Here is a 21,755-nt window from a genome sequence, read left to right as displayed (position 1 = left end):
AAAGCGGAATCCGGCCCGTGAAATAACGAATGACGAGATTATTAACGTCCCGCTGGCTTGGCAAGTGCCTTTTCGCCGTTAGTCGGCTTGCGGGGCGCGTGTCGGCAGCGGGGCGATAGGCGCCGGACGATGCGGCGCCAGCGGCCGACGATAGTAGTAGCGCGGCCCGGTGCGTAGGCTATCGGGTAGGGAAGCCTGCACCAGTCCGTTGGTTTTCCAGACTTTGTAGGTCCAGTGCGCGTTGCCCGGGTTTTCGGCCACCAGGCGGCGGTATTGGTCGAGGGCTTCGGGCAGGCGGTTTTGGGCTTCGTAAGCTTCGGCCAGCAGAGCGCGGGCCTCGGGCAGGCGGGCGTTGCGGCGGATGGCGCGGCCGAGGTGCTGGATTACGGCTTTGGGCTGTTTGGCTTTGGCAGCGGCCAGACCCAGGCGGTAGTCGGCCCGGTAAACGGTGGTGTCGAGGGTCAGGGCGCGGCGGTAGTACCAGAGGGCGCTGTCGGGGCGGCCCTGCAATTCGAGCTGGCGGCCGTAGTCGTAGCGTAGCAGGCCCGAGGTCGTATCCAGCTTCATGCCTTGGGCGGCGTAGCGGGCAGCTTCGGCGGGAATGCGCCAGGCGTTGAGCAAAAAAGCCAGCTGGTGCAGGATTTCCGGCTCGCGGGGGTCGCGGGCCAGGGCATCTTGCAGGTATTGCACGGCGGTGCTGGTGTCGGCCGTGGCGGCGTAGGCTAAGCCTTTGTAGAAAAGGGCGGCGGGCTGGTCGGGGTCGAGGCGCAGGGTACGGTCGAGGTTATCGAGGGCGGCGGGGTAGTTGCGGCCAGCCAGGTGCGTCTCCCCTACCAGCAAAGGCAGCTCGGGGCCGCCGAAGCCGTGCCCGGCCGCCCGCCGCGCGGCGGCCAGGGCCTCGTTGAGCTGGCCCAGGGCCCGGAAGGCGCGGGCCTGCAGAAAGTAGAGGCTGCCGTCGGTGTCGTCGATGGCCAGGGCGGCGGCCACGTCGGTGAGAGCGGCGCGGGGCTGGCCGGCGGCGAGGCGCAGGGTGGCGCGCTTGGCCAGCAGGGCGGTGTTTTGGGGCGCGCGGGCGATGGCGCCGTTCAACTCGTCGGCCTGTACGCGAGGGCCGCTTTGCACGGTGGCTAAGTTAACCAAGGTATCGGCGCGCTCGTCGGGCGCGGTTTGGCAGGCCGGGGCAGCCAGCAGAAGCAGCGGCACAAGAGTCAGCCTGAAAAACCGATTAACATACATGGGATGCCCGTAGAATTACTACAAAGAAAACAGCTGCGTGGCCAGCAAGCAGGACGTGGAGATGTCCGCAGCCATTATTCGCTCCTGCCGGTGCTGCCCACCGCCGATTTTGCAGAATCGGACGCCGCCGGTGGCACCCGGTCGCGGCCCTGGCGCTTTTGGTAGCGGGCATCGGCGCGGAGCAAGGGCGGAAGCATTTTCCGGCACAGGCGGCTTATGACGAGGTCGTCGCTGGTAATAGGGGGGATTTTCTCGGCCGCACGCAACACCTCGATGGCGCGGCGCCGACGCCCTTGGTAGCGGCACATGCGGGCCAGGTCGTAGCAGAACTGCAGGTTTTTAGGAGCCAGCTGATGCGCCTTTTCGAGGTCGTCCATGGCCTCGCGGCTGTCGCCGCCGTCGGGCACGTCGCCGAGCACGAGCTTGCTGTAAATGCGCTCCAGCAGGTTGTAGTGCGCCACGCGGTACTGCCAGCGGCCCAGCAGCTGCCAGGCTTCGGGCAGGTCGGGCCGGCGCTCGGTGGCGAGGTACACGTGCGAGCGCAGGTCGCGGAAGGCCGTGAGCCGGGCGCCCGCGCTGTAGAGGGTGGCCTGGTTGAACAGGGCCAGGGCCACGGCGTAGTTGCTTTCGCCGCCTTCGGGCCGCAGCAGCAGGGCGCGGTCGGCGTAGCCCCTAGCCGCGTTGAAATAGGCCGATTTGCGGGTTTCATCGGAGTAGCGCCCGCCAATGCGCACACTCAGCACCGCCGACTGCCACAGCGCCAGGTAGTGGGTGGGCGCGAGCCCCAGCACTTCCTGGTACACGGCCAGAGCCTCGGAATCCTTGAACTGATTGGCCAAACTGGCCGCCTGAAACAGCTTGACGCGCACGGCCGGCGGGTCGGCGGGCAAAACCGCGGCCGGCGGCCGGGCCGTTACAGTGGCCGGCTTGTGTGGCTTGTCCCTGAACTGCGCCCGGGCCGGCACGGCGGCCAGCATCCCAAGCCCAAGCAACAGCCCGGCCCGACGCAATTGGGCCAAGCCCAGCAGAAACAGGAAAAAGCGCAACACGGGCATAAACGCAAAGAAACGGCACAGCGCCTAGCTCTATAGCGTAAAATAATAGATGGGCGCCGTTCCCGCTTACAACGAGAACGGCGCCCATCTTTTTCCACAGATTCTTTCGGTTCCTTTAAAACAACCCCAGTTGCGCCTTGGGCCGCTTGAGCAACTCCTGAGCGCGGGCCACCTCCTCGGCCGTCACGTCGACGGGGCCGGCGGGCTCCGGGCGGGTTGCGTCCTCCGCTACCGAACTAGTTTCACCGGGCTTGGGCAGGGCGCGCTTCTTGGCTTGCTCGCGGCGCTGGGGCTCGGGGCCTTCGTCGGTGAGCAGGGCGAGGGAGTGGATTTTGTAGAAGTTGAGCTTGTTGCCCATCGCCTTCCAGCCCTTCACGTCGATGAACTCGTGCAGGCCGATTTTCTCGGTTTCCTTGTCGGCCTTCTTGTCCTTCTGCACTTTCAATTCCACCAGCGGCTCGGAGTTGGCCGTCACGGCCAGCAGCTTCGAGCCCTTGGTTTCGGAAATAAAGGTGAAGCGCTTGCTCAGCGTGCTGGTTTCAATCTTGAAACGCTTCACATAGTGAATTTTAGTTTCGCCGTCCATATACACCGTCGAAAGAACGGTATCGGGCTCGAACTTGCGCAGTATTAGAATATTGGGCACGTCGAAGTGGATGGCCGTATCCGGCGGCGTCAGCTCGTAGCTGCCGTCCTTGAACACCACCAGAATGGTGTCATCCGTATCGAAAGCGCCCAGGTAGCGGCCGTGCGCCGAGGTGGTGAGGCGGCCCACCACGCTGTCGAAAAACATTTCGCGCCCGCCCAGCGTGGAGTCGCCCAGCGACTTTTGGGTGATTTTTTTGATGGGCTGTTTGGTCACGATGTTGCCCATCGAGCCCTTGCCCTTAATGGCGAGGTCGGCAAAATCAAAGTCGAACTGCTTCACCCGCGCCGGGGCCTTATCGGAAAGCTGAATGCTAACGATTTCCGACTCCGAATTGGGGTTAGCCGTGAGGTAGAGCGTTTTGGTGCCCTTGGTGCCCTTGGTGAGGTCGTACACCTTGTCGCGCGTGATGCCCGACACCAGGAAGCGCTTGGCGAAGCTGATGCCCGAGGTGCCATCCAGGTAGACCATATTATATACCAGCCGGTCGTCGTTCTTATTATAGACGCCGACATGCAGAATGTCCTTGCCCACGAAGGTCTTTTCGGCGATTTTGCTTACCGTGAAGGTGCCGTCGCGCCGGATGGCGATGATGTCGTCCAGGTCCGAACAGTCGCAGATGGTTACCGCGTTTTCGTCCTTTTTCAGGCCGTAGCCCACGAAGCCGTCGGCGTAGTTCACGTATAGCTTCTGGTTGGCCACGGCCACTTTCTGAGCCGTCACCACGTCGAAAGTGCGCAGCTGCGTGCGGCGCTCGCGGCCCACGCCGTACTTCTTCAGCAGGCCCTCAAAGTAGCGAATGGCGTAGCGCGTGAGGTTGGCCAGGTGGTCGGCCACTTCGGCCAGCTCGGTTTCGAGGCGCTGCAGGTATTCGTCAGCCTTGAAACCGTCGAACTTCGAGATGCGCTTGATGCGGATTTCGGTCAGGCGCGTGAGGTCGTCCTCTGTGATGGGGCGGCGCAGTACGATGCGCGAATCGTCGGCGCGGGCCTTCTCCCCTTCCACGCGCACAAATTTCTTGAGTCCCTTGTCAATCGTTTCGAGGATTTCCTCCCAGGTTTCGCACTCCTCAATCTTGCGGTAGATGCGGTTTTCGATGAAAATTTTCTCCAGCGAGGCGTTGTGCCACTTCTCCCACAGCTCGTCCTGGCGGATTTCGAGCTCGCGCTCCAGCAGGCGCACGGTGGCCTTGGTGCTCTGGCGCAGCACGTCCTCCACGCCCACGAAGCGCGGCTTCTCGTCGATGATGACGCAGGTATTGGGCGAGATGCTGATTTCGCAGTCGGTGAAGGCGTACAGCGCGTCCATGGTCAGGTCGGGGCTCACGCCGGTGGGCAGTTGCACCTGGATTTCCACGTCGGCCGCCGTGTTGTCGACCACCTTCTTAATCTTGATTTTGTTGGCCTCGCTCGCCTTCACAATGCTCTCCATCAGCGCCGTGGTGGTGGAGCCATAGGGAATGTCGCGGATGACGAGCAAGGTCTTATCCACCTTCTCGATGGTGGCGCGCAGGCGGATTTTGCTGCCGCGCATGCCCGAGTTGTAGTTGCTCACGTCGCACAGGCCGCCGGTCGAGAAGTCCGGAAACAGCTGCACCTCGCGCCCTTTCAGCACGTCGATGCTGGCCCGGCACAGCTCCTGGAAGTTGTGGGGCATAATCTTGGTGCTGAGGCCCACGGCAATGCCCTCCACGCCCTGCGCCAGCAGCAGCGGGAACTTCACGGGCAGCGTGGTGGGCTCGCGCTTGCGCCCATCGTAGCTGAGCTGCCACTCGGTGGTGTCGGGGTTGAACACCACGTCGAGCGCGAATTTGCTCAGGCGGGCCTCGATGTAGCGGGGCGCGGCGGCGCCGTCGCCGGTGCGCACGTCGCCCCAGTTGCCCTGGGTTTCGATGAGCAGGTCTTTCTGGCCCAGGTTCACCATGGCGTCGCCGATGCTGGCGTCGCCGTGCGGGTGGTACTGCATGGTCTGGCCGATGACGTTGGCCACCTTGTTGAAGCGGCCGTCGTCCATCTCCTTCATGGCGTGCAAAATGCGCCGCTGCACGGGCTTGAGGCCGTCCTCAATGGCCGGTACGGCACGCTCCAGAATCACGTAGGAAGCATAGTCCAGAAACCAGTTCTGGTACATGCCGCGCACGGTGGCCACGTCGTGGATGGTTTCGCCGGGGGCGAATTTGGGCTCCTCCTCAGTTTCGGGTTCGGTCACGGGCGGGGCTTCCACCTCGGGCGCCAAATGGCCGAATAAGTCGGGCGCTGGAGCCGTTTCATCGGTTTCCTCATCGGTTGCTTCGCCGGCGCCTTCGCTCAAGGCAGCGTCCTGAAAATCAGTCGGCTCGATTGAATCGGCGGCCGCGGCGGGCGAGAATGCGCCTAAGTCAAAATCCACCGAATCGCCGGGTTGCAAAAAATCCTGGTCGGGAGTGTCGGAAGCGGGAGTATCGAGAGTAGCCACGAGGGAAACGAATGAGGTCGGCGAAGTGCCGTCAAAAATACCGGAATCAGCGCGGAGCGCAACAAATTACAATTCCAGCTGGGGCCGGAAAGTTCCCAAAATTATTAGCGACGCCTGATTCAGCAAACTGCCGACTGCGGATACAATAATGGGTTAACACTCCAAAATACGCTATTTTTCAGCTCACAAACAAGCTAAATAAAATAGCCAATAAGCAAAATTACCAGTCGAAAGAAGCTTCGCAATTCTGAGTCAAAACCAATTCACGAAAAAAGCCCGAACCAAAGGCTCGGGCTTTTCCGTGGAATTTGTCGACCAGTCTACCCCTGGCCGACGGTTCAAACCTACACACAAAAATGATAATTCCCAAAAGTCAAGCATGAATTGGGAGACATTTTCTTGTTCAGTTGTTTGCGTTGGCCCCTTTTTTCTAAAAACGGGAAAGCAGATAGTCCAATCTATATAAATAATTATTAATAATTTACAGCATAACCAGGCTCAGTGCAGACGCTTTCATTGCTAGGCAATACGTGCTAAAAAAATTTAATCAGCTTCTACCACTTCAGCGGCTGGCAGCACATCCGACGTAATCAGGTCCTTTTCCAACCGCAGGTTGTCAATAATGAATTCCTGGCGGGCGGGGGTGTTTTTGCCCATGTAGTAGGTGAGCACCTGCTGAATGCTGCGGTCGGACTGCAAAATCACGGGCTCCAGCTTGATGTTTTCGCCGATGAACTTACCGAATTCGTCAGGCGAAATCTCGCCGAGGCCCTTGAAGCGGGTGATTTCGGGGTTTTTGCCCAGCTTGCGCATGGCGTTCTGCTTCTCCTGCTCGTTGTAGCAGTAGATGGTTTCCTTCTTATTGCGGACGCGGAACAGCGGCGTTTCGAGAATAAAAACGTGGCCGTTGCGCACCAAATCGGGGAAGAACTGCAGGAAGAAGGTGAGCAGCAGCAGCCGGATGTGCATGCCGTCGACGTCGGCGTCGGTGGCCACCACCACGCGGTTGTAGCGCAGATGCTCAATGCCTTCCTCGATATTGAGGGCGTGCTGCAAGAGGTTCAGCTCCTCGTTCTCGTACACGATTTTCTTCTTGAGGCCGAAGCAGTTCAGCGGCTTGCCACGCAGGCTGAACACGGCCTCCAGCTCCACGTTGCGGCTTTTGGTGATGCTGCCGCTGGCCGAGTCGCCCTCGGTGATGAAAAGGGTGGTTAGCAATTCCTTTTCGGCGCCGTCCTTGGCATTTTCGCCCAGGTGGAAGCGGCAGTCGCGCAGCTTGCGATTGTGCAGGTTGGCTTTTTTGGCGCGCTGGTTGGCCAGCTTTTTCACGCCGGCCATGTCCTTGCGCTCCCGCTCGCTCTGCTCAATGCGCTTGCGCAGGGCCTCGGCCACCACCGGGTTTTTGTGCAGGTAATTGTCGAGGTTGTCCTTGACGAAATCGACGATGAAGCCGCGTACCGTGGGGCCGTCCTCACCCATGTTCACAGAGCCGAGCTTGGTTTTGGTCTGGGATTCAAACACCGGCTCCTGTACGCGCACCGAAATAGCGGCAATGATGCTGGCCCTGATGTCGGATGCGTCGTAATCCTTCTTGTAAAACTCGCGCACGGCCTTCACCACGGCCTCGCGGAAAGCCGCCAAGTGCGTGCCGCCCTGGGTGGTGTACTGGCCATTGACGAAGGAATAATATTCCTCGCCGTAGTCGTTGCCGTGGGTCATGGCCATCTCAATATCCGGGGCTTTGAGGTGGATAATGGGGTAGCGCATGCTCTCCTCGTCGGCTTTGCGGGCGAGGAGGTCGCGCAGGCCGTTTTCGGAGTAGTACTTCTGGCCGTTGAAGTTGATGGTGAGGCCGGCGTTGAGGTAGACGTAGTTCCAGATTTGATTTTCGAGGTACTCCGGAATGAAGCGGTAGTTTTTGAAAATCGTGTCGTCGGGCTGGAAGGTGACGAGCGTGCCGTTGCGCTGGCTGGTTTTCTGGGGCTTGGGGTCGCTCACGAGCTTGCCCTGGGCAAACTCGGCGGCTTTGAGCACGCCTTCGCGCACGCTTTGCACCAGGAAATAGCCGCTCAGGGCGTTCACGGCCTTGGTGCCCACGCCGTTGAGGCCTACCGACTTCTGGAACACCTTGCTGTCGTACTTGCCGCCGGTGTTGATTTTGCTCACCACGTCGACCACCTTGCCCAGCGGGATGCCGCGGCCGTAGTCGCGCACCTGCACCCGGGAGTCCGAAATCTTGATGTCGATGGTGCGGCCGTGGCCCATCACGTGCTCGTCGATGCAGTTATCGACGACTTCCTTCACCAGCACGTAGATGCCGTCGTCGTAGGCCGAGCCGTCGCCGAGTTTGCCGATGTACATGCCCGGCCGCAGCCGAATGTGCTCGCGCCAGTCGAGCGAGCGGATGCTGTCTTCGGTGTAGCCGTGGTCGGGCACGGCGGGCGCGAGCGGTAATTGTTCGTCGTTCATTCCAAAAAATACGTAAGCGGGGCAGTTTGGCAGTAAAATAACGCAGAAAACGGCGGCAAGCCAAGCCCGTCCCGCCAAGCTGCTTAGCCAAATCCGCCAAATTCTTTAGCCACCAACACCCGCGCCCCGGCTGGGGTTCACGCCAGCCGCCTCTCCCCTATTCCCAGTTATGCTTCCTCCCACTACGCTTCCGCGCGCCAGCAATTTCAACCTGCCCCGCAACATTCCCTCCGCCTCGCAGCACCACGCCCCGGCCGAGGTGCGGCAGACGCCGGTGGTGTACTACACGTTTTTGCTCATCGGCATGTCGCTGCTCGTGTTCGTGCTGCGCAAGCTCGACGGCGTGCTGCTGCCCATTCTCTACGCCGCGCTGCTGTCGGTGCTGCTGCTGCCGCTCGTCACCTGGCTGGAGCGGCACAAGCTGTCGCGCATCTGGGCCATCATCGTGGCGCTGTTGGTAGTGATTGGGGCCGTGGTGGGCATGTTTTTCCTGTTTGGCACGCAGCTTATGAGTTTGCGCGACGAGTGGCCCAAGCTCCAGGAAAAGGGCATTGTTTTCTTCGACCAACTGCAGCAGTGGGCCAGCGTGAAGTTCGGCTACCACCCCATGAGCAAGGAGGAAGTGATTGACAACTCCCTGAACAGCCTCAAGGAATCGGCCGGCGGCTACCTGGGCTCCACGCTGAGCACCACGGCCACCGTGCTGAGCGTGACCACGCTGATACCTATTTACATCTTTTGCTTTCTGTACTACCGCGACCACATGCGGCAGTTTCTGTTCCGCTTCGTGGCCCCCGACAAGCGCACCTCCGTGCTCCACACCATGGACGGCGTGCAGACCGTGGTGCAGGCCTACATTCAGGGGCTGTTCACGGTCATCGTCATCGTGGCGGTGCTTAATGCCATCGGGCTGCTGCTGCTGGGGGTGAAGTTTGCCGTGTTTTTTGCCATTTTCGCCTCGGTGCTGGCCGTTATTCCCTACATCGGCATCATGGTGGGCGCCACCATTCCGGCCGTGATTACGCTGGTCGAAACCGGCTCGCCGGCCAAGGCGGCGGCCGTGGTGGGCGTGTTTTTGGTGGTGCAGTTTCTAGAAGGCAATTTCATCACGCCCATGGTCACGGGCTCGAAGGTGAGCATCAACCCCATGGCCGCCATCGTGGCCCTGATTCTGGGCGGCGAGCTGTGGGGCACGCCGGGCATGATTTTGAGCATCCCGCTGATAGCTGTGATTAAAGTGGTGCTTGACGCCAGCAAATCCACCGAGCCCTGGGGCTTCCTGCTTGGCGACGTGGCTGAGGGCGAGGATTCGTCGAACCCCAAACCGAGCGAGAAGCCGACCGGCGTGCGCAAGGTGTGGGGCACGTTCTGGCACATGGTGAAGCGCATGTGATGTTAGTGGTCAATTAAGAATGTCATGCCGAGCGTCGCCGAGGCATCTCGTGTGCAACAGTAATCCAATCGCAAGGATTAGTGGTGGCACGCGAGATGCCTCGGCTGCGTTCGGCATGACCGTTCTGACGGGGCCCTTTTTTCTTGCAACCTTCTGCGGGGCTAAGTTTGTTAGCTTTCCTACCGACCACTTTCCCGCGCGCCCTTGTACGCCATCATCGACCTTGAAACCACCGGCGGGCAGCCCACCCAGGACCGCATCACCGAAATAGCCATTTACATTCACGACGGCGAGAAAATCGTGGACGAGTACGCCACGCTGCTCAACCCCGGGCGGGCCATTCCGCCGTTCATCACGCAGCTCACGGGCATCACCAACGACATGGTGAGCGACGCGCCCAAGTTCCACGAGGTGGCCCGTAAGGTGGTGGAAATGACCGAGGGCTGCGTGTTCGTCGCCCATAACGTCCGCTTCGACTACTCGTTTCTGAAGAAGGAGTTTGCCGATTTGGGCTATAACTACTCGCGCAAAACGCTGTGCACCGTGCGGCTCTCGCGCAGCCTCATTCCGGGCCAGCCAAGCTACAGCCTCGGCAAGCTGTGCCAAAACATCGGCATTCCGCTCGAAGGCCGGCACCGCGCCGCCGGCGACGCTCATGCCACGGCCCTGCTTTTCGGCAAGCTCCTCAAAATCACGAGCGAAAGCGACGACCTGCCCCACGGCACTGACACCAGCCACACCCTGGCCCGCGTGGATGCCCTGGCCCCGGCAGGCCGCCGGCCCGACGGCACCAAAACGCCCTCGCCCAAGCGCGTGGCGGCCGTTCAAACGGCCATCAAGGAGGCGCTGATGCCGCCGTTGCTGCCGGCCTCGGTGGTGGCCAATCTGCCGCAGGCCACGGGCGTGTACTACTTCCACAACGAGGCGGGCGAGGTGATTTACGTGGGCAAGTCCATTAATATCTACAAGCGCATTCAGCAGCACTTTGCCATTGATGTGAAGTCGCGCAAGAGCCTGGAATTCAAAAACTCCATTGCTGATATTACCTGGGAGCTGACGGGCTCAGAGCTGGTGGCGCTGCTGTACGAGTCGCACCTCATCAAGCAGATGAAACCGGCCTATAATCGGGCGCAGCGGCGCTCGGTGTTTCCGGCGGGTATCTACCTGCGCATTGATGAGCAGGGCTACAAGCGCTTAGCCTACGGACGGGCCGATGCCCGCAATGCAGAAATTCCCATCATTGCGCTGGGCAACCAATACAAGGCCCAGGGGTTTCTGTACCACAAAGTGGCTAAGTATAATCTGTGCCAGAAGCTGTGCGGGCTGTACAAAACCCAAGGGCCTTGCTTCGACTATCAGGTGCACCGCTGCCAGGGCGCCTGCGTGGGCGAAGAATCGCCGGAGAGCTACAACCTGCGTGTGGACGAGGCCATCGACAGCATCAGCTACGAGCACGAGTCGTTTGTGGTCATCGGGCCCGGGCGCACGGAGTTGGAGAAGAGCATTGTGCTGGTGGAAAACGGGCGCTACCGCGGTTTCGGCTACGTGGACGAGACGTTTTCGGCCCGCAAGCTGGCCGATTTTCGGGACGTTATTAAGGAGTATACCGACAACAAGGACATTCAACAGATTATCCGCAACCATCTGCGCATCAAACGTAAGGGCGAGAAGGTGAAGATATTTGGGTGAGGGCAGCGCGTGGCGGGAAATGGTTACATTTAGCCTTCTGAATGTGCCACCTTTCCCTTGCTGATCCCATGAAAAAACCGGTACTTACTCTCCTATTCGGCAGCTCGCTGCTGGCCGTGTCGCCCAATGCCCAGGCTCAGCTCAGCGGCGTCAAAACCATCAATCCGGCCGGCTTGGGAACGAACAACTATCCCACCTTTGGGGCGGCAGTCACGGCGCTGAATGCGGCGGGCGTAGCGTCCGCGGGCGTCATCTTCAACGTGGAAGCGGGGGTGGTGTACGATGAAATCGTCCCGCCTATCATAGTGAGCGGGACGGCGGCCGGACCCATCGTCTTTGTGCGGAGCGGCAACGGGGCGAACCCCAGGATTCAGGGGACCGGCACGGGAGCAGCCGATGCCGCTCTGACGCTGGACGGGGCCGACTATGTGCAGTTCACCGGCATTGATGTGGAAGACAAAGCGGCCAACACCACGGCAGTGCAACAGCTCGAAAACGGTATTCTGCTGCAAAACGGGGCCACCAACAACACCTTACTGAATGGAACCGTGACCCTGAACCGGGCCAACACCAACCGCACCAATGGCGTGGTGATGCTCAACGGCGGCAACAACAATAACCACTTCTACGGCCTCACGGTGCAGAACTGCTCCTATGGCTATGACCTGGAGGGCACCGCCGCCCTGCCCGACGACGGCACGGAAATCGGGCAGTTTCCGGGGCCGCTGCCGGGCTTCCCCGTGCCCAGCCGGGTGCTCAGCATTGGGGTGCCGCCGGCGGGTACACCGGGCGGTATTGCCTTCGCCACCTACGGCATCTACCTGAACCGGCAAACTAATGCGCGCGTTTTTGCCACCGAGGTGAACGGCGTGACCGGCACCAGCGGCGTGTACGGCATCTACTCCACCGGCACCACCAACAGCGTGGACGTGACCGATTGCCGGGTACACGCCATGAGTGGCAGCGGCAGCACCGGCATTGTGATGGGCTACTACGTGAACAGCGGCACCACCCACCGCTTCCTGCGCAACAAGGCCTACGACATCGAGGCCCTTGGCACGAGCGGCTTCGCGGCGGGCTTCGACATCACGGCAGGTACCAATAACTACCTGGCCAACAACCTGATTTACGACGTGCGGGCCGCCGCCAGCGGCGCCGGCACGTCGGTGCGGGCCTTCAGCTTCCGGGGCGGCAACAGCTACGCCTACCACAACACGGTGGTCATCGGCTACGCGGCCACTAACCCGACCAATAAGAGCGGGGCCCTATTCATGTCGGGCGGCCAGACCGTGGATTTGCGCAACAACATCTTCGTGAACCTGGTGAGCGGCCTGACGCCGGGCGGTGGCGGCATCGCGGCGGCCTTTTTCAAAAACAACACCGTGATGACCAGCCTGAGCGCTGGCACGAACAACAACATCTACTACGCCGGCCCGCCCTCGGCCGAAAAGCCGGTTTTCTACGGGGCCGCCGTGGGCACCACCCCCGCCGGCCTCGACCTAACCCTGGCCCAGTACCAGGCCCGCGTGCCCGGCGTGGAACAGGCCTCGCTCACCGAGCTGCCGCCCTTCGTCAACGCCCTCACCGACCCGCACCTGCAGGCCGGGCAGCCCACCCGCGCCGAAGGCGGCGGCACGTCGCTCACTGCCACGGCCCTACCCGTGCCCACCGACGTGGACGGCGACACCCGCAACGCCACACGGCCGGACATTGGGGCCGACGAAGGCACCTTCACGCCGCTGGCGGCCCGCGCCGGAGTGCTACTAGACTTCATGGCCGCGGTGGCGCCCAACCCCGCCGGCCAGGGCACGGCCCCGACGCTGCACCTCGACGGCCCGGCCCGCGAGTTGCGGGCGCAGCTGACCGATGCGCTGGGCCGGGCCCTGGCTTCGCCGCAAGCCATTCGCCACGCGGCGGGCACCGAAGCCGTGCCCCTGCGACTGCCCGCGGGCCTGGCCCCGGGCCTGTACCTGCTGCGGGTGCAGGACGCGGCCACCGGGAGCGCCCTTAGCTGCCGGCTGGTGGTGGACTAAATAGCTGCTTGTGCTGACCGCCCAGGTTATCAGCGTAATGAGGTGGCGCGGCGCGGTTTTCAGCCCACCCTTACGTGCTTATACCGGGCAGGTAGTATAAATACCGGTTTCCCAGTGCACAACTGGAAAAGGACAACTTAACAGTGGGGATAGAGTAAGCTTATCCATCACTTGATGGGGTATTGTGGGTTCAGGGAACTCAGGGTGCTGCGGCAAATCACGCGAAACCTTACAGTCACCCTTAACCTACTTTCCTATGTTAGCAATGGATTTTCGCGGGCCCCGCCGGGTCCGCGCCGTGCAAAAACCCATGCCCGAAATCAAGCATCCCGAGGATGCGATTGTGCGCGTGAAGCGCACCTGCATCTGCGGGTCGGACCTGCACCTCTACAACGGCAACGTGCCCGACACCCGCGTGGGCATGACCTTCGGGCATGAGTTCATCGGCGAAATCGTGGAAATCGGTTCCGAGGTCACCGAAGTGAAGGTGGGCGACAACGTGATGGTGCCCTTCAACATCGCCTGCGGGCGGTGTATTTTCTGCAAGCAGGGCATGTTCGGCAACTGCCACGAATCGAACTCCGAAGCCACGGCCGTGGGCGCCATTTACGGCTACTCGCACACCGCCGGCGGCCACAACGGCGGCCAGGCCGAGTACGTGCGGGTGCCCTACGCCAACTTCGGCCCCACGGTGATTCCGGCCGGCATGGACCTGGACGATGCCGTGATGTTGACCGACGTGACCCCGACCGGCTACCAGGCCGCCGAAATGGCCGGCATTCAGCCCGGCGACACGGTGGTGGTGTTCGGGGCCGGGCCGGTGGGCATTATGGCCGCGCGCTGCTGCTGGCTGTTCGGCGCGGGCCGCGTCATCATCCTCGACCGCCTCGATTACCGCCTGGAATTTGCCAAGAACTTCGCCAAGTGCGAAGCCTACAACTTCGAAACCGATATGGAAGACCCGGTTATGTTTCTGAAGAAGCAAACTGACTGGATTGGCCCCGATGCCTGCATCGACGCGGTGGGTGCCGAAGCACAGGGCAACGCCCTGCAAACTATCACGGGGCGCAAGTCGCTGCTGCAGGCCGGCTCGGCCACGGCGGTGCATTGGGCCATCAACTCGGTGCGCAAGGGCGGCGTGGTTTCGATAGTGGGCGTGTACGGCCCGACCGACAATCTCGTGCCCATCGGCAACGCCATGAACAAGGGCCTCACCATTCGCGGCAACCAGGCGTCGGTGAAGCGCCACCTGCCCCGCCTCATCGACCATGTGATGAACGGTATTCTGAAGCCCAGCCTGCTCATCACCCACCGCATTCCGCTGGAAGACGTGGCCGAGGGCTACCACATGTTTTCGGCCAAGCTCGATAACATGATAAAGCCGGTGCTCCTCCCTCCCACCGCCAACTCGTAAGCTTCTCCCATGAAAAAGACCGCAGCAGACTTCGCGCACATCCCCGGCTGGGGCATCGATGCCGACCCGAAAAACGAACCCACTTACCCCATGCGCCAGCGCACGGGCGAGGAGCACGACGGCCGCTCCTGGATTCGGCCCGACCAACAAGTGCTCGACCAAGAGGTGTTGCATTCTATTGAGCGGCCCAATTACACGGCCGTGGTCGGCAACTCGGTGCCGCCCTCCGGCCTGAGCGGCCTCATACGGTGCTTCGCCTTCCGCTACAGCGAAAACGAGTACCTGCACTGGCTGCCCCTGATTGCAGCCGACAAAATCAACATCATCGAAGGCCTTATCGACGACCTGGCCCACGGCACCGTGCCCAACATCTGGGCCGAAAAGGGCTACAACTCGGAGTGGAAATACGATAAAAAAGGCTTGGCTGTGACGCTGGCAACCGTCACGGCCGTGGCGGCGGGCGTGGTGTTCCTGCTGCTGCCTAAGAAGGGTGGCAAGCGCTAGGTGGCGCAGTTGGGCAACCCGTTTAAACAAAGAAAGCCGGCTCAATGAGTCGGCTTTCTTTGTTTAGATAATAACCCCAGCTTACTTCTTCCCCGCCAGAATCTCGTCCACCACGGCCGGGTCCAGGAGCGTGGTCACGTCGCCCAAGTTGGTGGTTTCGCCCTCGGCTACTTTGCGCAGGATGCGGCGCATGATTTTACCGGAGCGAGTTTTGGGCAGGCCCGACACGAGCTGAATCTTGTCGGGCTTAGCGATTTTGCCGATTTCGGCCACCACGGTTTCGATAATGCTGGCTTCCCACTGCTTGGCCTCGGCGGCGTTTTTGGGCGGGCCGCCCTGGCAGATGACGTAGGCGTAAATGCCCTGGCCCTTCACATCGTGCGGGAAGCCCACCACGGCCGACTCCACCACGTGCTCATTCTGGTTGATGGCGTTTTCGATTTCGGCCGTGCCGAAGCGGTGGCCCGAAACGTTGATGACGTCATCGACGCGGCCGATGATGCGATAAAGACCGTTTTCGTCGCGCCGGGCACCGTCGCCGGTGAAGTAGTAACCCGGATAGGGCTGGAAATACGTCTGCCGGGCCCGCTCATGGTCGCCCCAGGTGGTGCGGATGACGGCCGGCCAGCTGGCCTTGATGGCGAGGTAGCCCTCCTGGTCGTTGCCTTCGATTTCGGTGCCGTCCTGGTTGAGCAGCACGGGTTGCACGCCGGGCAGCGGCAGGCCGGCGCGGGCGGGCACGCTGGGCGTGATGTCGGCCAGGGCCGAGAGCATGATGCCGCCGGTTTCGGTCTGCCACCAGGTATCCACGATGGGGCAGCGGCCCTTGCCGATGTGCGTGTTATACCAATGCCAGGCCTCCTCGTTGATGGGCTCGCCCACCGAGCCGAGCACGCGCAGGCTGCTCAGCGAGTAGCTGAGCACATTATCCAAAGGCGTGGCCATGAGGCTGCGGATGGCCGTGGGCGCGGTGTAGAAAATGGTGACGTTGTGCTTGTCAATCACCTCCCAGAAGCGACCGGCATCCGGGTAGGTGGGCACGCCTTCGAACTGCAGGCTGGTGCTGCCGGCCAGCAGCGGGCCGTAGAGCAAATACGTGTGCCCCGTGACCCAGCCGATGTCGGCGGTGCACCAGTACACGTCATTTTCTTCTACCTGAAACACGTTGCGGAAGGTGTAGTCGGCCCACACCATGTAGCCGGCGGTGGTGTGCACCACGCCCTTGGGCTTGCCGGTGCTACCGCTGGTGTAGAGGATGAACAGCGGGTCTTCGGCCTTCATCTCCTCGGCCGGGCAGGTCAGGGGCACGCCGTGGGCTTCCTCGTGAAACCAGACGTCGCGCCCGGCCTGCATGTGCACGGGCCAGCCCAGGTGCTCCACCACGATGACGCGGCGCACGCCGGGGCAATGCAGCAGGGCCTCATCGACCACACTTTTGACCGGAATCTGCTTGGGGCCGCGGTTCAGGCCGTCGGCAGTGAGGACGAAGTGAGCGTCGGCGTCGTTCACGCGGTCGGCAATGGCCGTGGCCGAGAAGCCCGCGAACACCACCGAATGCACCGCCCCAATGCGGGCGCAGGCCAGCACGGCAATGGCCAGCTGCGGAATCATGGGCAGGTAGATAATAACCCGGTCGCCTTTTTCGACGCCGTTGGCGTGCAGCACGTTGGCGAACTGGCAGACTTGCTGGTACAGCTCGCGGTAGGTCAGGCGCAGGTGACGGGTTTTGGGGTCGTTGGGCTCGAAGATAAGGGCCAGCTTATTGCCGCGCTGGGCCAGGTGGCGGTCGAGGCAGTTCTCGGTGATGTTAAGGCGGGCGCCGTCGAACCACTTGCTATCGCCGGCCGGCGAAAACTCGCCGCTGCGCACGGTGTCCCACTTGCGGCGCCAGGTGAAAGGCTCGGCTACTTCGGCCCAGAAGCCGTCGGGGTCATCAACGGATTTTTGGTAGGCGGCGTGGTATTCTTCGAGAGTGCGGATGCGGGAGACGGACATGGCGGGAGGAATTGGCGAGAAGGAAAGCAGGATTCTAATCGGCAAATAGAAACCTTTTTGCACGAAAAAACACCCTACTTGGAAGGTTTGAGAGGATTATGGCAAAGATTGAGAGGATTGCGGGCTTGGAGTCTTAGCTATTAGGAAGTCATGCTGAGCGCAGTCGAAGCATCTCTACCACGCAAGTAAATAGTTACCATTGCAATAGAGATGCTTCGACTGTGCTCAGCATGACGTTCTTTTTTAGACTGTCCTTCTTCCCTAATCCATAATCCGCACATCGCGGGTGTCCTTCATCATCGCTGAACCTATAAACCAGCACAACGCTGCAATGACAACCGGGTAAACCAAACCGGTTAGCGTGGCGTGCTCGTGGGCGAAGGAACCGGCCGGCTGCCCCTTGGCCCACACGGCAATCCAAGTGGCCACCAACGGCACGAAGCCGCCGAAAATGCCGTTGCCGATGTGATAAGGCACCGAGAGCGAGGTGTAGCGCACCTTGGTGGGAAAGAGCTCAACGAGGTAGGCAGCGATGGGGCCGTACACCATCGTGACGAACAGCACCAGGAAAAAGGTGAGCACCGTCATCATTGTCAGGTTGGGCGCGAGGGCTTTTTGCACGGCGGCCACGGCCTGCCCGGCGGCATCTACGGTGGCGGGCGTCACCTCGGTGAGTGGGCCGGCGTAGGCCTGCAGGCCGTAGAAGAGCGGGATGGTGAACAGCGCCGCGCACAGCATGCCGGCCATGATGATGCGCTTGCGCCCGATGCGGTCGGACAGCGCGCCGAAGTAGACGAAGAGCGGCGTGGCCACGAGCATGCTCACGACGAGGACGATGGAGGCATCGACCAAATCGAGCTTCAGCGTGTTTTGCATGAAGGAATAGGCGTAGAACTGGCTGGTGTAGAACACCACGCCCTGCCCCATGGTGGCCCCAAACAGTGCAATGAGCACCAGCCGGCGGTTCACGGGGTTGCCGAATGTTTCGGCGATGGGGTTGCGGCTGGTTTTGCCTTCGGCCTTGACTTTGGCAAAGAGTGGCGACTCGTGCAGCTGCTTGCGGATGTAGTAGGAAGCAATAATCAGCACGCCCGAAAGCAGGAACGGAATGCGCCAGCCCCACTCCTTGAAGTCGGCGTCGGGCATGGATTTTTTGGTGAGCACAATCACCAGAATGCTCAGGATAAGGCCGGCGGTGGCCGTAATCTGGATGTAGCTGGTGAAGTAGCCACGGCGTTTGTCGGGGGCGTATTCGGCTACGTAGGTGGCGGCGCCACCGTATTCACCGCCCAGCGCGAGGCCCTGCAGCAGGCGTAGCACCAACACGATGCTCGGGGCCAGAATGCCGATTTTGTCGTAGCTCGGCACCAGGCCGGTGGCCACGGTGGCCCCGCCCATCATCAGCAGCGTGAGCAGGAAAGTATACTTGCGGCCCACCATGTCGCCGATGCGCCCGAACACCAGCGCCCCGAACGGCCGCACCACAAAGCCGGCCCCAAACACGGCTAGGGCACCCAGCAATGTGTCCTCAGGCTTGCCCTTCGAGCCGAACAAAACCGGCCCGATGATAGCAGCCAGCGAGCCGAATATATAGAAGTCGTACCACTCGATGACCGTGCCCACCGACGAGGCGGTTATCACTTGCCAGATTTGGCCGGTGGTGGTGGTGTTATTGTCGTGCGCCACGGGCGCGGCGTCCGTTGCGTGGGGTAAACCTTGTTCCATGTAGTGCTGGGTGGGGTTGGAGTTGAAACCGGGCGGCAACATACAACCCAATGGTGGGCGGAAGGGAATGGATAGGTGCGATTGGGTGAAAAGCAGGCTGAGAACGTTTTTGAGTAATCACCAAAAAAAGCACGCCATGCTGAACGCAGCCGAAGCATCTCTACCACACAAGTAATTTAGTTACTGCTGCGGTAGAGATGCTTCGGCTGCGCTCAGCATGACGTGCTGTTGTTAGATATGCCGACTCTAACTCTCCTGCTTACAAAAACACTTGCGTCTGCAGCGTGATTTCGGGGCGGTATTTCACGTCGTTCACCAGCACACCGCCTTCGGGCAGGGGCGCCTGATTGGTGAAATCGGGGCGGGCGCGGTAGTTGAGCGTAAGCTTGGCATTGTGGCCATCGAGTAGCACGTTCACGCCGGCGTCGTACACGTTTACGCCGCGGCGGTTGCCGGCGGTGTTTTGCAGGCCTTCGTAGCTGCAGTGCAGGTAGTCGACGTAGGGCTGCAGGCGGGCTTTGGGGCCGAGCAGGTTTTTGGGAAGTAGGAAACCGCCTTGCACGTACACCGAGTTGCCGGTGCCGGCTTGGGGCACGGCGTTGCCGCGCAAGGCGGACGCGCCATAGCCGGGGTTTTCGGTACCCACGTAACGCACGTAGTTCGGGCCGAAATCGAAGTTGTAATACACGCCGTAGAGCGTGAGGGCCGTACCCTTGGCGGTGTCGAGCGGCACGTCGTAGAACACGTCGGCGCCAAGGAGCGTGATATCGTGCTTGGTGGTGGGCACGGCGGCAAACAGGTCGGTACCGGGCGTGAGGCTGCTCAGGGCCACGGTGCTGTTGGCCGGGCGCGAGAAGGTGCCGTCCTTGTTGTAGAAAAAGCCCGCGCCGATGCTCAGCACGCGCTTCGTGCCCAGGTAGGAACCCTGCATGTAGGGCAGCAGGTTGGCCTCGGGCTCCAGGAAATTATAGCTGAAATAGCCCTGGTACACGTGGTTGACATCCTGCGGGTTGTACTGCGCGGTGTTGGTGCCGGTGTTGATGCCGGTGGCGACGTTAGTGATGCCCAAGCCCAGCGGGTTACCGGTTTGCACGCCGCCCACCACATAGTTGGGGCTGCCGGGCAGGTTGGTCAGAAACGGGTCGCTCACCGACACGCGGTAGTCGAACTTGCCCACCCGGCCCTTGGCGTACACGCCCATCCAGCGGATGAACTGGTCGAGCAAATCGATGGTCGGAAAATTAGTTTGGGGCAAATCGACGCCCAGGATGCTGGTGGTGCTGGCATTGCTCAGCCGCGAGATGCCGTTGTAGTAATGCAGGCCGGCGCCCAGATTAAGGTACTTGTTCACCTTGTACTCCGTCACGGCTTCGTGAATGAAGAACTGCGGCTTTTTTCCGTCCACGGTGGGGCTCACGCCGCCGCTCACTGCGTTTTGGTTGTTAATGCCCAAGTGCGTGTAGATGAGAAAGCGCGGGTTGAGCTGGGCGATGATGACCATGCGCGAACGGCGGATGCCGAAATCGACCTGGCTGGCTTTGGGCAGATTAGGCGCCCGCAGCGTGCCGGTGTTGTTTTCGTTATAGCGCGTGAAAACCTGCGTCCAGAGCATAAAGCGCAGGTATTTGGAGCCGTCGGGCGAAAGGTTCACCTTCATGCCGGGCCCGTAGGCGGTCGACTTAGCCGGCGCGGGCGCGGGGGCCGGCGGCGGCGTGGGCGCGGCGGGTGGTGGGGCGGTGCCCGTGGCAGGCGGAATCACCTGGCCAAAGGTGGTGCCGGCAAACAGCAGGCTGCTGAAGGCTAGTGCGTAGCGGGTTTTTAGCATAATACAAGTTGGGGGGAAAGACGTAGCTAGTCCCTTCCAACTCATTACGGGCTCGCTAGGTTTTACCAGGCCATGCGCTTGAGCCCATCCAAGCCTCATGTGAAGTGGTTTCGGGGTCAGTGTGTAGGCCGCATCAGCAGCGGGGTCAGCGCCAACTTTGTCGTTCACGTCCCCGCGCTATTCAAACAGGTCAAAAGGCGTGAAGACGCGAACGACAAAGTTGGCGCTACTACGCGTCGGCCTGCCATCAATATAATATTGAATGACAATTTATTAATTAGCCAACACTGTCGCCAGCAGCGCATCCACGGCTAGTCCCAGGCGGCGTATGTCCAGCCGGGCCAGGGTATCGGTAGCTTCGTGGTAGCTGCGGTTGCGGTAGAAAGCAGTATCGGTGAGCAGCACGGCCGGGAAGTCGAATTTCCAGTAGTTGAGATGGTCAGAAAAGTCGATGCCCGGCAACCAAGCCGGTGCTTTGAAGCGCTTCACCGGCAACTGCGCCGCCTGCCGGTACTGTCGCGCAAAGCGCCGCCCGAACCGCCCGTTGCCAAATTTCTGCGCCACGGTCACATAATTTCCCCGGCTGCCATAAATGAATTTTAGCGGGCTGATGGGATAGCGCTGCGAGCCTCGGCGGTCATCGTAATAGCCCAGCATTTCGAGCGCCACCATGCCGCGCACGGGCACGCCGGCGGCTTTCAGTGCGGCGGCATGCACGTAGCTGCCCATGTTGGTGGTGCGGAAAAACGGCGGCTCCTCTAGTGTGTAAGCCACTAGGTCGATGCGGTACGGCAGGGCCGGCCGCCTGCCCAACAGGCGGGCCAGTTCCAGCAGAGCGGCCACACCGGTGCCATTGTCGTCGGCGCCGGGCTGCTCACCGCACACATCGTAGTGCGCCCCGATTACCAGGCGCGGCCCGTCCAGTGGGCCGAACGAGGCCAGCACATTGCGGTAGGTTTGGCCACGCACCACGTAGGGCTGCGTGCCGATTTCGTGCGCGCCAGCGGCCTGTAGTTGGCTTTGAATGTAAGCCGCCACCGAATCGAGCACGGCCGGGTGCTGGTAATTGCGCGGCTGCGGGGTAGCAGTGAGAAACTGCAGATGCTGACGCAGCCGGGCGGTATCGGCGGGTGGGTTTGAGATGGCAGCTTTCGCTTCGCCTATCAGCAAGCATAGTAGCAGCGCCAGAATTGATTTCATGCAGTTTGACCGGGTGGATTAAAATACGACGTAGTAGAAACGCACTATTTGTGTCTCACCGCTAAACGAAATCGTTGCACGGTTCTACCGCAAGCCGTTCAACGACGAAACTCCAAC

13 protein-coding genes are annotated in these 21,755 nt (G+C 61.2%); 5 read left to right on the top strand and 8 right to left on the bottom strand.

Annotated features, from left to right (window positions below; genetic code table 11):
- Positions 1–78: 78 nt before the first annotated feature.
- From Q5H92_RS25715 to Q5H92_RS25700, 4 genes are all read right to left on the bottom strand, one after another.
- Entirely contained in the window at positions 79–1,203 is a 1,125-nt protein-coding gene (locus tag Q5H92_RS25715) for a tetratricopeptide repeat protein (RefSeq protein ID WP_305014451.1), read from the bottom strand.
- A 107-nt stretch (positions 1,204–1,310) separates the two neighbouring features.
- On the bottom strand, positions 1,311–2,291 hold the full coding sequence (locus Q5H92_RS25710) for a tetratricopeptide repeat protein (protein WP_305014450.1): 981 nt from the start codon (positions 2,289–2,291) through the stop codon (positions 1,311–1,313).
- A 115-nt stretch (positions 2,292–2,406) separates the two neighbouring features.
- Entirely contained in the window at positions 2,407–5,160 is a 2,754-nt protein-coding gene (locus Q5H92_RS25705; protein ID WP_369811183.1) for a DNA gyrase/topoisomerase IV subunit A, read from the bottom strand.
- A 774-nt stretch (positions 5,161–5,934) separates the two neighbouring features.
- Positions 5,935–7,860, bottom strand: a complete 1,926-nt coding sequence (locus tag Q5H92_RS25700) for a DNA topoisomerase IV subunit B (RefSeq protein ID WP_305014449.1) — start codon at positions 7,858–7,860, stop codon at positions 5,935–5,937.
- A gap of 169 nt (positions 7,861–8,029) precedes the next feature.
- On the opposite strand from Q5H92_RS25700, the gene Q5H92_RS25695 reads away from it, so the two are divergent.
- The 5 genes from Q5H92_RS25695 (at position 8,030) to Q5H92_RS25675 (ending at position 14,893) form a co-directional block, all read left to right on the top strand.
- A complete protein-coding gene (locus Q5H92_RS25695) occupies positions 8,030–9,253 on the top strand; it encodes an AI-2E family transporter (RefSeq protein WP_305014448.1) in 1,224 nt (407 codons plus the stop codon).
- A 204-nt stretch (positions 9,254–9,457) separates the two neighbouring features.
- The gene (locus Q5H92_RS25690; protein ID WP_305014447.1) at positions 9,458–10,942 is read left to right on the top strand and encodes an exonuclease domain-containing protein; all 1,485 of its coding nucleotides are present in this window, start codon (positions 9,458–9,460) and stop codon (positions 10,940–10,942) included.
- Between the two features lie 68 nt (positions 10,943–11,010).
- Positions 11,011–12,975, top strand: a complete 1,965-nt coding sequence (locus tag Q5H92_RS25685; RefSeq protein WP_305014446.1) for a hypothetical protein — start codon at positions 11,011–11,013, stop codon at positions 12,973–12,975.
- Positions 12,976–13,231: 256 nt separating this feature from the next.
- A complete protein-coding gene (locus Q5H92_RS25680; protein WP_305014445.1) occupies positions 13,232–14,389 on the top strand; it encodes a zinc-dependent alcohol dehydrogenase in 1,158 nt (385 codons plus the stop codon).
- 9 nt (positions 14,390–14,398) lie between these two features.
- Positions 14,399–14,893 carry a hypothetical protein gene (locus Q5H92_RS25675; RefSeq protein ID WP_305014444.1) on the top strand — a complete coding sequence of 165 codons (495 nt, stop codon included), beginning with the start codon at positions 14,399–14,401 and terminating at the stop codon, positions 14,891–14,893.
- A gap of 81 nt (positions 14,894–14,974) precedes the next feature.
- On the opposite strand, the gene acs is transcribed toward Q5H92_RS25675, so the two are convergent.
- The 4 genes from acs to Q5H92_RS25655 form a co-directional block, all read right to left on the bottom strand.
- Positions 14,975–16,888 (bottom strand): acetate--CoA ligase, encoded by a 1,914-nt coding sequence (gene acs, locus Q5H92_RS25670; RefSeq protein ID WP_305014443.1) that lies wholly within the window; start codon positions 16,886–16,888, stop codon positions 14,975–14,977.
- A 261-nt stretch (positions 16,889–17,149) separates the two neighbouring features.
- Positions 17,150–18,655, bottom strand: a complete 1,506-nt coding sequence (locus Q5H92_RS25665) for an MFS transporter (protein WP_305014442.1) — start codon at positions 18,653–18,655, stop codon at positions 17,150–17,152.
- A gap of 217 nt (positions 18,656–18,872) precedes the next feature.
- On the bottom strand, positions 18,873–20,438 hold the full coding sequence (locus tag Q5H92_RS25660; RefSeq protein WP_305014441.1) for a hypothetical protein: 1,566 nt from the start codon (positions 20,436–20,438) through the stop codon (positions 18,873–18,875).
- Positions 20,439–20,711: 273 nt separating this feature from the next.
- Positions 20,712–21,638 (bottom strand): M28 family peptidase, encoded by a 927-nt coding sequence (locus Q5H92_RS25655; RefSeq protein WP_305014440.1) that lies wholly within the window; start codon positions 21,636–21,638, stop codon positions 20,712–20,714.
- Positions 21,639–21,755 lie beyond the last annotated feature (117 nt).

Origin of the sequence: Hymenobacter mellowenesis (assembly GCF_030581005.1) — a bacterium.
In the GTDB taxonomy this organism is placed as follows: domain Bacteria; phylum Bacteroidota; class Bacteroidia; order Cytophagales; family Hymenobacteraceae; genus Hymenobacter; species Hymenobacter mellowenesis.
This window is presented reverse-complemented; position numbering and strand designations above follow the sequence as displayed.